Source organism: Salegentibacter agarivorans, assembly GCF_900113135.1.
Classification (GTDB): domain Bacteria; phylum Bacteroidota; class Bacteroidia; order Flavobacteriales; family Flavobacteriaceae; genus Salegentibacter; species Salegentibacter agarivorans.
The window spans coordinates 1-13,012 of sequence record NZ_FOOH01000021.1 but is presented as its reverse complement, the minus strand read 5'-3'; the positions used below and the strand labels follow the sequence as shown (position 1 = coordinate 13,012).

Annotated in this window: 16 protein-coding genes; 12 read left to right on the top strand and 4 right to left on the bottom strand. The window is 36.9% G+C overall.

Annotation, left to right across the window (positions count from 1 at the left end):
* Positions 1–38 precede the first annotated feature (38 nt).
* The 8 genes from BM084_RS14135 to BM084_RS14100 all read left to right on the top strand — a co-directional run bounded on the left by BM084_RS14135 (position 39) and on the right by BM084_RS14100 (position 6,301).
* Entirely contained in the window at positions 39–1,277 is a 1,239-nt protein-coding gene (locus BM084_RS14135; RefSeq protein ID WP_075325186.1) for an aminotransferase class V-fold PLP-dependent enzyme, read from the top strand.
* A gap of 9 nt (positions 1,278–1,286) precedes the next feature.
* The gene (locus tag BM084_RS14130) at positions 1,287–1,715 is read left to right on the top strand and encodes an META domain-containing protein (protein WP_083634125.1); all 429 of its coding nucleotides are present in this window, start codon (positions 1,287–1,289) and stop codon (positions 1,713–1,715) included.
* A 43-nt stretch (positions 1,716–1,758) separates the two neighbouring features.
* A complete protein-coding gene (locus BM084_RS14125) occupies positions 1,759–2,136 on the top strand; it encodes a SufE family protein (RefSeq protein ID WP_075327872.1) in 378 nt (125 codons plus the stop codon).
* Position 2,137: 1 nt separating this feature from the next.
* Positions 2,138–2,461, top strand: a complete 324-nt coding sequence (locus tag BM084_RS14120) for an iron-sulfur cluster assembly protein (protein WP_075325188.1) — start codon at positions 2,138–2,140, stop codon at positions 2,459–2,461.
* An 83-nt stretch (positions 2,462–2,544) separates the two neighbouring features.
* Positions 2,545–3,057 carry a DUF2480 family protein gene (locus BM084_RS14115; RefSeq protein WP_075325189.1) on the top strand — a complete coding sequence of 171 codons (513 nt, stop codon included), beginning with the start codon at positions 2,545–2,547 and terminating at the stop codon, positions 3,055–3,057.
* 101 nt (positions 3,058–3,158) lie between these two features.
* Entirely contained in the window at positions 3,159–4,052 is an 894-nt protein-coding gene (locus BM084_RS14110; RefSeq protein ID WP_075325190.1) for a DUF3078 domain-containing protein, read from the top strand.
* A 222-nt stretch (positions 4,053–4,274) separates the two neighbouring features.
* Complete coding sequence (gene hflX, locus BM084_RS14105; RefSeq protein ID WP_075325191.1) at positions 4,275–5,495, top strand: GTPase HflX; 1,221 nt, start codon at positions 4,275–4,277, stop codon at positions 5,493–5,495.
* A 77-nt stretch (positions 5,496–5,572) separates the two neighbouring features.
* Entirely contained in the window at positions 5,573–6,301 is a 729-nt protein-coding gene (locus tag BM084_RS14100; RefSeq protein WP_075325192.1) for a hypothetical protein, read from the top strand.
* Between the two features lies 1 nt (position 6,302).
* On the opposite strand, the gene BM084_RS14095 is transcribed toward BM084_RS14100, so the two are convergent.
* From BM084_RS14095 to BM084_RS14085, 3 genes are read right to left on the bottom strand one after another with little or no spacing between them, the layout of a single operon-like run.
* Positions 6,303–6,710 carry a hypothetical protein gene (locus tag BM084_RS14095; RefSeq protein WP_075325193.1) on the bottom strand — a complete coding sequence of 136 codons (408 nt, stop codon included), beginning with the start codon at positions 6,708–6,710 and terminating at the stop codon, positions 6,303–6,305.
* A 30-nt stretch (positions 6,711–6,740) separates the two neighbouring features.
* The gene (locus BM084_RS14090; protein WP_093305656.1) at positions 6,741–8,120 is read right to left on the bottom strand and encodes a DUF5689 domain-containing protein; all 1,380 of its coding nucleotides are present in this window, start codon (positions 8,118–8,120) and stop codon (positions 6,741–6,743) included.
* 10 nt (positions 8,121–8,130) lie between these two features.
* Positions 8,131–8,946, bottom strand: coding sequence for a TonB-dependent receptor (locus BM084_RS14085; RefSeq protein WP_177195716.1), 816 nt, complete (start codon positions 8,944–8,946; stop codon positions 8,131–8,133).
* Between the two features lie 16 nt (positions 8,947–8,962).
* Here BM084_RS14085 and BM084_RS14080 point away from each other — a divergent pair, with 16 nt between their 5' ends.
* Positions 8,963–9,379 (top strand): endonuclease/exonuclease/phosphatase family protein, encoded by a 417-nt coding sequence (locus tag BM084_RS14080; RefSeq protein ID WP_143083668.1) that lies wholly within the window; start codon positions 8,963–8,965, stop codon positions 9,377–9,379.
* Positions 9,380–9,451: 72 nt separating this feature from the next.
* Here the strand turns inward: BM084_RS14080 and BM084_RS14075 are convergent, their stop codons facing one another.
* A complete protein-coding gene (locus tag BM084_RS14075; protein WP_075325196.1) occupies positions 9,452–9,889 on the bottom strand; it encodes a hypothetical protein in 438 nt (145 codons plus the stop codon).
* 207 nt (positions 9,890–10,096) lie between these two features.
* Here BM084_RS14075 and BM084_RS14070 point away from each other — a divergent pair, with 207 nt between their 5' ends.
* From BM084_RS14070 to BM084_RS14060, 3 genes are all read left to right on the top strand, one after another.
* A complete protein-coding gene (locus tag BM084_RS14070; protein WP_075325197.1) occupies positions 10,097–10,813 on the top strand; it encodes an energy transducer TonB in 717 nt (238 codons plus the stop codon).
* Positions 10,814–10,849: 36 nt separating this feature from the next.
* Positions 10,850–12,628, top strand: coding sequence for a vWA domain-containing protein (locus BM084_RS14065; protein ID WP_075325198.1), 1,779 nt, complete (start codon positions 10,850–10,852; stop codon positions 12,626–12,628).
* Between the two features lie 98 nt (positions 12,629–12,726).
* The coding region (locus BM084_RS14060; RefSeq protein WP_234996396.1) for a transposase at positions 12,727–13,012 on the top strand (286 nt) is incomplete at its 3' end.

Sequence of the window (13,012 nt, the reverse complement as noted above, 5' to 3'; positions counted from 1 at the left end):
AAAAGTAGCTTTAATAGAATCCTCAAATAAATATAAAAATGAGCATTGCTACTAATAATATAGCATTTAACGTTGACGAAATTAGAAAAGACTTCCCTATCCTAAATAGGGAAGTTAATGGTTACCCCCTGGTTTATTTTGACAACGCAGCAACTTCGCAAACGCCGAAACAGGTAATGTATGCTATTGTAGATTATTATTCTAATTACAATGCCAACATTCACCGCGGTGTGCACAGCCTGTCTCAGGAAGCAACCGACAAATATGAAGGTGCCAGGAAAAAAATTCAGCAACATTTTAATGCTGGAAAATCTCATGAGATCATTTTTACATCAGGAACTACGCACGGGATTAACCTCGTGGCAAGTGGTTTTTCATCTATTCTAAAAGAAGGCGATGAAATCCTGGTTTCAGCATTAGAGCATCATTCCAATATTGTGCCCTGGCAAATGCTTTGCGAAAAAACTGGTGCAAAACTGAAAGTTATTCCTATGAACGAACAGGGAGAACTTATTTACGAATCTTTTGAAGAATTGCTTTCAGAAAAAACAAAAATGGTTTTCCTAAACCACGTTTCAAACGCTTTGGGAACCATAAATCCTATTAAAAAGATTATAGATAGAGCCCACGAGAAAGGCGCAGCCGTTTTAATAGATGGCGCGCAAGCTGCCCCGCATATTAAGGCAGATGTACAGGCATTAGATGTGGATTTCTATGTGGTTTCTGCACATAAAATGTGTGGCCCAACAGGTGTTGGCGTTTTATATGGCAAAGAAGAATGGCTGAATAAACTCCCCCCCTACCAGGGTGGTGGCGAAATGATTGCTACGGTAAGCTTTGAAAAAACAACTTATGCCGGTCTTCCTCATAAATTTGAAGCGGGTACGCCTAATATCTGTGGTGGCATTGCTTTTGGCGCAGCTATAGATTATATGAATAGTATTGGTTTTGAAGCAATTTCCCGTTACGAGGAAGAATTGTTGGATTATGCTACTTTAAAACTTCAGGAAATTGAAGGGATGAAACTCTACGGGACTTCAAGAGAAAAGACCGCAGTTATTTCCTTTAATATTGAAGGGCTTCATCCGTATGATATTGGGACGCTCGTAGATAAAATGGGGGTCGCGGTAAGGACCGGCCACCATTGCGCACAGCCTATTATGGATTTTTATAAAATTCCAGGTACTGTTCGGGCTTCTTTTTCGTTTTATAATACCAAAGAAGAAATAGACCGGTTTATTGATGCAGTTATAAAAGCAAAATCAATGCTTTCCTAAATATATTAAATGAAAAAGATCTTATTTATATTCAGCGCATTTTTAATGATTTCCTGCGGAAATTCAGAAGAAAAAATTTCAGAAGATCCAGCAGACCTGAATTCACTAAGTGGCGATTATAATTTAGTAGAAATGGATGGAGAAGATATTTCTGCAGAAGGTTTCATTTTAAATTTTAATGGTACAGAAAAAAGGTTATCGGGAAAAACCGGTTGCAACAATTTTGTAGCCACCTATAAAATTCAGGATTCTATCGTGAAATTCAATCCGCCGTTGGGAACCAAAATGTACTGCGAAGGGCAAATGGAATATGAAGAGATTATGAATGAAGTAATTCCCGAAATTAGAAATGTTAGAATTAGCGATAAAGATTTAATATTTTTATCTAAAGAAAATCAGGAGCTTTTAAACCTGCAAAAAACAGAAGATAGTGAGTAAAACGATACAGGAAATACAGCAAGAAATTGTAGACGAATTTGCAATGTTCGAGGACTGGATGCAGCGTTATGAGTATATGATAGAGCTTGGAAAAGCGCTTCCGCTTATAGACGAAAAATATAAAATAGACGAAAACCTTATTAAAGGTTGTCAAAGTAAAGTGTGGGTTCACGCTGAACTTGAAGATGAGAAATTGGTTTTTACGGCCGATAGTGATGCGATTATTACCAAGGGAATTGTAGCCATTTTAATTAGGGCATTTTCCAATCATCATCCTTCAGCAATTATTGAAGCCGACACGAAATTTATTGATGAAATTGGCCTTAAAGAGCACTTGTCTCCTACCCGCGCCAATGGTTTGGTGAGTATGATCAAACAACTTAAAATGTATGCTGTAGCATACCAAACACAACTTAATTAAAATGGAACAGGAAATAGACACACAGGAATTAGGAGAAAAGATCGTAAAGGTTTTAAAAACTATTTATGATCCAGAAATCCCGGTAGATATTTACGAATTAGGCCTTATTTACGACGTAATGGTAAATACCGATCACGAAGTGAAAATATTAATGACCTTAACCACACCAAACTGCCCTGTAGCAGAGAGTTTGCCGCAGGAAGTAAAGGAGAGGGTAGCTTCTATAGATACGGTAAAAGATGCAGAAGTAGAAATTACTTTCGATCCGCCGTGGAATCAGGACCTTATTAGCGAGGAAGCAAAACTGGAATTAGGTCTTTTATAAAAGTCCCTTGGCTCCCAAAGGGGAATAAAAACTTTTACTTTAAATGTTTATTAAATTTTAACCATTAACACTTAACCCATTTTATGGCCGAAGAAATAGTAAACCGAATAGCCAACAGTAAACTTATTACCTTTAACCTGGAGGATTATTATCCTGAGGGGGAACGCGTATTGTTTGATGTAAAAGACTGGCTTCTGGAAGGTTTCGTGCTGCGGGAAGGAGAATTTAGAGAACAGGCCAAAAACCACGACTGGAGTCAATACCAGGATAAATTTATAGCCCTTACCTGCTCCAGCGATGCAATAATCCCTGCCTGGGCATATATGTTATTGGCTACTTATTTACAGCCATATGCAAAAAAAGTAATCACCGGTGACCTGGAAACTTTGGAAACCGTACTTTATACCGAAGCTATTAATAAAATGGATGTTAGTAATCTTACAGATAAACCTGTGATCGTTAAAGGCTGCTCTCACAAACCGGTTCCAAAAAATGCCTATTTACTTTTAATAGAAAAACTGCAACCGGTAGTTAAAAGTTTAATGTATGGTGAGGCTTGCTCGTCGGTACCATTGTATAAAAAACCAAAAAATTAAGTTGAACCCTCTGGATGTATACTGCTACAATTAGCAAAACGCAGGAAGTAAATACAAAATAGTGGTAAACATCCAGATAGGGATCCTAAATTATAAACAAAATGAAAAAATTATTATTTGCTCTCGCCCTTTGTGGCGGGATTTTTAATTTATCGGCTCAGGAAGAAGAGAAAGAACAAAAACAAGGATGGACAAAAGAAGGAAACATAGCCATTCTTTTTAATCAGTCAGCCTTTAATGAAGAGTGGACGGGCGGTGGAACTTCCAATATTGCTGGAAACCTTCTTTTTGATTACGATTTTAATTATTTAAAAGACGATTTTACCTGGGATAATAAATTGCTCCTTGATTATGGGATGACTAAACAGCGAAGTGACGAATTTGCCAGGAAAACAAGTGACCGCTTAGAATTTAATTCGATTGCGGGAAAGCAGGTACAGGAATCAAACTGGTATTATTCGCTTTTTCTTAATTTTAGAACGCAAATTACAAAGGGCTATAAATTCGGCGAAGACCCTGAAAGCGGCCAAACAACCCGAAGTGAATATACCAATTTTCTATCTCCCGCTTACCTTCAATTTGGTCCCGGTATGATGTGGAAAAAAAGTGAAAATTTCTATATAAATCTTGCACCGGCTACGGGAAGAATGGTCTTTGTAGATAAAGATTTTACTTCAGGTCCAGATTATGTAGATGGTGATTATTTTGGTGTAGATGCAGGGAAAGCCATGCGTTTTGAACTTGGTGCATCGGTTTCGGGTTACGCGCAATTCGATATAATTGAGAATGTAACTATGGAGAATTTAATTAACCTCTACTCCAACTATTTGGAAGATCCTCAAAACGTAGATATCGATTATACGATGAACATGAAAATGAAGATTAACGATTATCTTTCTACAAACCTTATTTTCCAGGCTATTTACGACGACAATGCAGTAAAAGGTTTTCAAATTAGAGAAGTTTTTGGTTTAGGGTTTAATTATGGATTTTAACCAATAACAAACCCATAATTTATGCTGAACTTGTTTCCGTAGTTATTTTGATTATTTAAATACTGAAACGAGTTGAAAGTGAAGACAAAACCACCACAAAATTAAAAATACAACCTGCCTTTTCCGGCGGGTTTGTTGTTTATGAGCCTATTTTAGTTAAATATATGTTGAAATAATTTCCGCAAAAATCGCAGTAGCAATCTATTGTGTAACTTTGTATTTATGATTGAAAAAACCGACCTAACCCACGAGAAAGCTGTTCTAATTGGTATTGTAACCAAAGAGCAGGGGCATGATAAATTAGAAGAATACCTGGACGAATTAGAATTCCTTACCTATACCGCAGGCGGGGAAGTGATAAAGCGTTTTAGCCAGAATATGGATAAACCCAATCCAAAAACTTTTATAGGGACAGGGAAGATGAACGAGCTTAAACAGTTCGTAGATGAAAATGACGTAGGCACCGCTATTTTTGATGATGAACTTTCTCCTGCTCAACAGAAAAATATTGAGAAAATCCTGAAATGTAAAGTTTTAGATAGAACTACACTTATCCTCGATATTTTTGCTCAACGCGCACAAACCAGTTACGCGAGAACGCAGGTAGAACTTGCCCAATATGAATATTTATTACCGAGACTTGCGGGAATGTGGACTCACCTTGAACGCCAGCGTGGTGGTATTGGAATGCGTGGGCCAGGGGAAACAGAAATTGAAACTGACCGTAGGATTGTTAGAGACAAAATTTCCCTATTAAAGAAAAAACTTGAAACCATAGACAAACAAATGGAGGTGCAGCGTGGTAACCGCGGGCAGTTGGTAAGGGTTGCACTGGTAGGTTACACCAATGTTGGGAAATCTACTTTAATGAATACCATTAGTAAAAGTGAGGTTTTTGCCGAAAATAAACTTTTCGCAACCTTGGATACTACGGTAAGAAAAGTGGTAATTCGAAATTTACCCTTCCTTTTAACCGATACGGTAGGATTTATAAGGAAGTTGCCTACACAACTAGTAGAGTCTTTTAAATCTACCTTAGATGAAGTTAGAGAAGCCGATTTATTACTTCACGTGGTAGATATTTCTCACCCTAACTTTGAAGATCACATAGAATCGGTTAACCAGATTATGAGTGAGATTAAGAGTAATGACAAACCAACGATTATGGTTTTTAATAAAATTGATCAATATGAAGCTGAAGAAATTGAAGATGATGATTTAATGACCGAAAGGACAAAAGCGCATTATACGTTGAAAGAATGGAAGCAAACCTGGATGAATAAAATGGGAGATAACGTTCTGTTCATATCTGCTTTGAATAAAGAGAATATGGAAGATTTCCGCAGAAAAGTTTATGAAGCTGTTCGTAAAATTCATATTACCCGTTTTCCCTATAACAACTTCCTATATCCGGAATATGATAAATACGGAGAAGAAAAATAAAAGTATACAGCCCCGAAAATTTCGGGGCTTTTTATTGGTATTTTCAGTAAATTAGGGTATACCAATAATTTACTACAATGAAAAAATTAATCTTATTACCCTTACTTTTTTTCTTCGGAATAATGGGAGCTCAGGAGCTTGATGGCGCCTGGAAACTAATTCAAAAAAACGGTGAAACGGTGAGCGATCGTGAAGTGATTAAAATAGTTCAGGACGGTTATTTTGCCCTGGGTTCTAAAAATTTAAGTAATAATGAATTTTTAGGCGCTGCGGGAGGCGAACTTAGCCTGGAAGATGAAACCCTTACCGAAATCCGGGATTTTGACACCTACGATGCCGAAAACATTGGGACTGAACGGGAATATAATATTACCTGGGAAGGTGAAAACAAGATGGAAATTTCTGACGGAAATACTACTAAAATATGGGAACGTGTTTCAGATAAATCAGATGCTTTAACAGGAAACTGGGTAATTACCGGCCGTGAAAGAAACGGGGAAATGAGTACGATGACCCCAGGTGACAGGCGCACGGTAAAAATTTTAAGCGGTGGAAGGTTTCAATGGATCGCCTTTAATTCGGCTACCAAAGAATTTAATGGAACGGGTGGAGGAACTTATTCTGCAGAAAATGGAAAATATACTGAAAATATTGAATTCTTTTCACGAGATGCCAGCCGTGTAGGAGCAAGTTTAGAGTTTCAATATGAAGTTAAAAATGGCAAATGGCATCATAAAGGCAAAAGCTCTAAAGGAGATCCTATTTATGAAATCTGGTCGCCTTACAGCGAAGCTTATCAAAAATAAATTATCTAACTAAAAAAGCCTCCTTGGGCATATAGAATTCTCCGGGAGGCACTTCTTTTAGATAAAAACGAATAGCTTTTTCACTGTCTATATATTGCAAACGTATTTTTCCTGAAGTATAACTTACGGCACTTTCTATAGTTCCGTCGTAAACACCTTCAGCGATTTTAACCAAATTGATTGTAAACGAATTTCCATTTTTTCTTTTACAATCGGTATTTTCACCCTGTGAGAAGATCACGCAATGATTACCTTTAATACTTCCCTGGCTTTCATACTCCAGTTCTAATTCCATGGTATTCTGGCCGTCTGGAGATTTCCAGAACCAATTTCCGGCAAAATCCTGGGAATGTTGAGCAGAGCTTAAAGATGTAATTATCAAGAATAAAAAGAGTAATTTTTGCTTCATGCGCCGAGTTTAAATAATCTCCCAATTTACTCAATTCCCGCTTATTCGTATGTTATCAATATGATAAGTTGTGCTTTTATCTGGTGCAGCACCTAAATATCTAAAGGCGAAATGGATATCTCCCTTTAAGCAGGTAATATCTATTTCACTTTTTACAAATCTTTTTCCGTATTGATTAGTTGGGCCTATAGGAATTACAGCATCTACCGGCCTCCAATTCGTGGTTAGGACATTCCCGGTAAATTCCTCTGTAACGAGCACGCTTAGAATGGTTGCATTATCATAAGAAGACATAATCTCAAAAGATAAATTTGCTTCTGAAACTTCATCCAAATCTATTGGCGGACTCACCAGCCAGACTTCCATAGGGGTTTCTTCGGTATTATATGCTGAAACCCGAATATACCTATTCCCGTCAAATGTTCCCGGTTCAAATGCTTTGCCGCCGTTTACATTTATGTTAGTCCATCCATTATTTTCTAATGCAGAAAGACTTGCTATATTAATGAAATTTTCTTCGAAAATGAGGGAACCACCCCTTATATTATCACCCTCACATTTAAGAAATTCGGGGTCGCATCGATCTTCATCAAAATTAAAATCATCGGGTGAATTTACCGCGATCACAAAATAATCATCGTAAAAATTACGGGTTAGAATCCCCTTTACGCTTCCGGAATTTTCAGGCAAATAAAGGGATTTAAAACCCGAGAAAGTACTGGTGCTTAACATCGCGCTGGCACCGGTACGGCAACTTTCCAGCTGCCTTTCACCATCATACTCATCGGTTATTTCCCCTGCAAAAGTATAATGATGCTGTTCCCTTAGTAGGTTTAGATTGAACTGGACATTTTTAACTTTAATAAATAAATTTTCGTGTCTTTCATTAAATTCTGAAATTTCAAGTTGTAGTGGAAGAATTTCCGCAGTTTCCATAGTTCTAATAATATGATCGTCTATCCTTGAAGGTGGGATTGCCACCACGTCTCCCCTATTTTGAACTCCTAATTGATGCACTCCATTGTTAGACCATAAAGCGAGACCGTCTAATTTTACATAGATTTTCCTTCCAAAATTATAGGTTTCAAAAAGCGAATTATCATCTACCAGAAGTAATATGCCAGCAGTTGGGTTTTCAGGTTTATCCTGCAACACCAGTTCTTTATAAAAATTTCCACCCTCATCACTGGAAACTACACAAGCTTCCATTACCGTATTGGTTTCAGAAAAAACATAGATTTCTTCGGTTTCTGGATTAAAATTGCTTTTTACTGCAGAAATTCCGGTAATATTTCCTTCAATATTTATCTCTTTATTTTTGGATTCCGGCAGCTGAAAATCATCAGTTTTCACGCAAGAAGTAGCTAAAAAAGCGAATAAAACAGTTACAATTAAATTGAAATTTTTCATAACTATAATTTTAAAATCTAACATAAATCATAGCAAAATAGGAAGCACCGGTGCCATAGTATTTAGGTCCAAAAATGGGGTTTTCCCTATCCCGGTCTTGTTTTAAAGTGCGGTAATTGGCATTTCGGGATTGCTCGAAGCCACCGGTTTTATAGAGCTTATCAAAAATATTATTGAGACTCACAAAGAAGCCGATAAACTTTCCTTTTACCAAACAGGATTTGCCACCTATGGCATTTACAAGCATATAATCTTTAAATTGTTCTTGTTTTAGCAGTTTCTCGGCAACATTTTCATCGTAATTCAAAATGGGTAGACCATCGCTATCATTCAGGAAATTCGCAGTTCTAGTTAACGGACTTACATCCAGAAAAGCCTGGGAGAAAAAATTTATTGTAGTTCCAAACCACCAATAATCGGGGTCACGATATTCAAATCCAATTTGCGCGGCTCTCTGCGGGCCGCCGGCTATCCTGTAATTTTTTAAATAAGAAGTCCCGTAATCTACCATATCATTAAAATCGTCTGAAGTTAAATAGAGTTCAGGATTATTGCTATAAACAAATTGTCCCAATGCCGCCGCAGCTTTTAATTTTATGGCTGAAGTTAATTGGGCCTCAACTCCCATTTCCAAACCTAAATGTTGTTTATCAATTCCGCTTAAAACCTCTTGCACGAATGCTGTAGTGCTATTTCTACCCAATCCTGAAAGTCCATCGGCATAATAAAATGAAATTTCAGTAGCATCTTTAATTTGCGTGTAATAAGCAGAAAGCCTGGCTTTGATTTTACTGGATCTATACCATAAAATTATTCTTGATTCCATATTTAAGAAAGAACCTTTGGCTAAGATTATAAGTATGGGCGATTTTAACGATGATCCCACCAATAAAAGTTTCAAGGAAGTATTAAAAACTGTAGCTACTCAAAATGAAGTAAACCCACATCAATTATATAACCCTATGGAAAAAATGCTAAAGAAAGGAATGGGCACCCTTGCTTACCGGGATGGCTGGAATTTATTTGATCAGATTCTTGTTTCTGGCGGTTTAACCGGGAGAAATTATTCTACATTTCAGTTTTATAAAACAGGTATCTTTAATAAAAAACAACTCATTACTGAGAAAGGTCAATATAAAGGTTATCCTTTTAGGAGTTACGGCTATTCAGGTTATCAGGGCGGTTACAGTGACCATTTTCCGGTTTATATTTACCTGCTTAAAGAAGTCTCTTCAAATCCAAGCCGAGACAATAAATAAATTACCTCGTAGCCTTTAAATCTCGATGATTGGATGAAAGTAAAACCTTAGAAATAATTTAATTATACAGTTTTAAAACCAGGCGTTCCAGGGAATACGGGATAACATTACCAACAATCCTAAGGTATAAAATATAGCAAGGATTTTAAACTTAGGCTTTGAAGTAAGTTTACTCTTGTGTTTTGAATATCCAATGGTAATTAAAGTTACCGCAATAATCATCATTAATGGATGTTCCAGAATGTAAAGTCTCAAAGTAGGATCTGGCATTACCGTACCCATTCCTTCTTCCAGAAGTACTGAAAAATAAGGAGAAACAAAGTATAAAACTATTCCTATTAAAAGCTGAATATGTGAAGTGATAAGTGTGAAAAGTGCAATCCTAAAATTAGTTGCTCCATACTCTTTATTAGAAGCATAACCAATAATTGCATTTATAGAGGCTACAAATAAAACTATTAATACTAAATAAGCCCAATAAGAATGAATGAATTGTACAGTTGGATACATAGGAGTAAATTTTTAGTAAAGATAGGATTTTCTATAAAATTGTAGCAGCATTGTACTTCTAAGTTTAGAATTGAATATCCAGTTTTTCAATATTAACTGAAATCATATTTTTTAGTTTTTTGGCATTTTAATTGATGGTTATTTAAAATACCAACCATTCTATTAAGTTTCTTATCATTTATTTACTAACTATTAATCCAATTTATTATGAAACCTAAGAAAAATGCCAAAGCCGATCTTCGGAAAAAATCAAACCTGTTTTTATCATTCGGACTTATTGTAGCCTTACTGGCCAGCTTATTATTAATAGAATGGAAAACCTACGTCAAGGATGAATTTACAAAAGAGCAGGTCTATTTAAATGATCTTGAAGAAGAAGTTATCCCCATTACCGAGTTAGCAAACACTCCGCCACCAAAAGCTCCGGTAATTCCAGATGAAATAGAGGTCATTAAAGATGACCCCGAAGCCAAAGAAGACGAAATTGAGTCTACCGAAGCAAATCTTGACGACATTGTAGAACCGGAGGAAATAATTGATCATAAACCCGATGAAGAAGTAGAAACTGTTCCTTTTACATTAATTGAAGATGTACCAATATTTCCGGGTTGTGAAGCATTAGAAGATAATACAGCAAGAAAGAACTGCATGAGTGAAAAAATAACCACTTATGTAAATAAGAATTTCAATAAGGATCTGGGTGGTGAATTAGGTCTTTCAGGAGTAAATCGTATCAATATTCTTTTTCAAATAAATACTGAAGGAGATATCGTAAATATACAGGCACGAGCGCCACATCCAAAACTGGAAGAAGAAGCCAAAAAGCTAATTGAAGCCCTACCAAAAATGCAACCAGGCAAACAACGCGGAAAGCCTGTTAATGTAAATTATGCCTTACCCATAATTTTCCAGGTTCAGGAATAAAAATCAACTTTCTACAATACCTAAAAAATTCAATTCATGAAGTATAATTTACTATTTATTTTAAGCCTATTTCTCTGCAACTCGATTTCGGCACAGACAATAACCGGAACGGTAAGTAATGAAAATTCAACACCACTTCCCGGCGTTAACATTCTTAATAAGAGCACAAATTCCGGGACACAAACCGATTTCGACGGAAAATACAGCATTAAAGCTAAAAAAGGAGATCTTCTTACCTTCAGCTTTATTGGTTATAAAACCAAAGAGGTTAAGGTTAAAGATAAAAAGGTGATTAATGCCTCTTTAGAGCCTGACAATGTTTCTTTGAACGAAGAAGTAGTAGCGGTTTCAGAAACGATAAGAATTCGAGGAACTTCAAGTTTACAGACTGGCTATGGCTATAACAATAGAACTAACACAGAAGCTTATAAAGAAAAAAACGAGAATATCTTCAAGAGTGTTAAGACCGCACCACTTTCTACCTTTTCTATAGATGTAGACCGTGCTTCTTACAGCAATATTAGGAGGATGATCAACAATGGGCAGGAGATACCCAAAGGCGCCGTTAAAATAGAGGAAATGATAAATTATTTCAACTACAATTATGCCGGGCCTAAAGATGAACATCCCTTTGCCATACATACAGAGGTAGCAAAATCTCCCTGGAACCAACAAACAAAAATCGCGAAAATAGCCGTACAGGGTAAAAACATTCCTACTGAGGATATCCCGGCATCCAATCTTACATTCCTATTAGATGTTTCAGGTTCTATGAATTCCCCTAACAAATTACCCTTACTAAAATCTTCTTTTAAAATCCTGGTGAACCAGTTACGGGAAGAAGATCGGGTAGCCATAGTGGTTTACGCGGGCGCTGCAGGGGTTGTTTTAGAATCCACACCCGGCAGTGAAAAAATAAAGATCCTGGAAGCGATTAATAACCTAAATGCAGGGGGCTCCACAGCCGGAGGTGAGGGCATAGAATTAGCTTATAAAATTGCAAAAGAGAACTTTATTGAAGGGGGAAACAACAGGGTGATTCTCGCAACAGATGGTGATTTTAATATTGGCAGCAGCAGTGATAGCGCAATGAAGCAATTAATTGAAGAAAAAAGGGAAAGTGGTGTATTTCTAACCGCTTTAGGTTTTGGAATGGGAAATTACAAGGACTCAAAACTGGAAAGCCTTGCCCAGGCCGGGAATGGCAACCACGCTTATATAGATAGCATGCAGGAATCCAGACGAGTTCTGGGAACTGAGTTTGGAGGAACACTTCACACCATTGCCAAAGATGTAAAAATACAGGTAGAATTCAATCCCGCAAAAATCCAGGCCTACCGATTAATTGGTTATGAAAATCGATTATTGAATGCAGAAGATTTTAATGATGATGAAAAGGATGCCGGGGAACTTGGAAGTGGCCACACCGTTACAGCTCTTTATGAGCTAATTCCTGTAGGAGTTGAAAGTGAGTATTTAAAAGAAATAGACTCACTGAAGTATACTAACACCGAATTAAAAAATAATAGCGGTGAGTTATTTACGGTAAAATTTAGGTATAAGGATCCAGAGGGTGCAAAAAGCAAGCTCATTACCAAGACGGTAGCAGATACTGAAAAGGATTTTGAAGAAGCCAGCACCGATTTTAAGTTTGCTGCTGCTGTAGCTCTTTATGGAATGAAATTAACCGATTCAGAATTTGTGAAAAATCATAATACTGGATTCATATTAGATCTTGCCGAAAAAGGTCGTGGAGAGGATAAGGAAGGTTACAGAGCGGAATTTATAAGACTTGTAAAAAGTGAAGTAAATTAATAAACAGGTCTTTCTAACCACCTTTAAAAACAAAGAGGCTGTCTGAAAAGGCAGCCTTGTTTGTTGTATTATTTTCTGGTTTTTAGTATTTTGATGTAATGAAAGCCAAAGCAGTATTTAAGACCTATGACCAGTCGCAGTTAAGTCTTTTGCCTCCCAGTTATGATGATCTGGTCCCTGCCCATCATCCCGTTAGGATCGTCAATACGATTATTGATCAAATCGACATCGCTGACCTGGAGCGAAGTTATAAAGGAGGAGGTACTTCCAGTTACCATCCCCGGATGTTGCTCAAGGTGACCATCTATGCCTACCTGCGCAATATGTATTCCTCTCGTAAAATTGAGCAGGCCCTTCAGGAGAACATTCATTTTATGTGGCTCA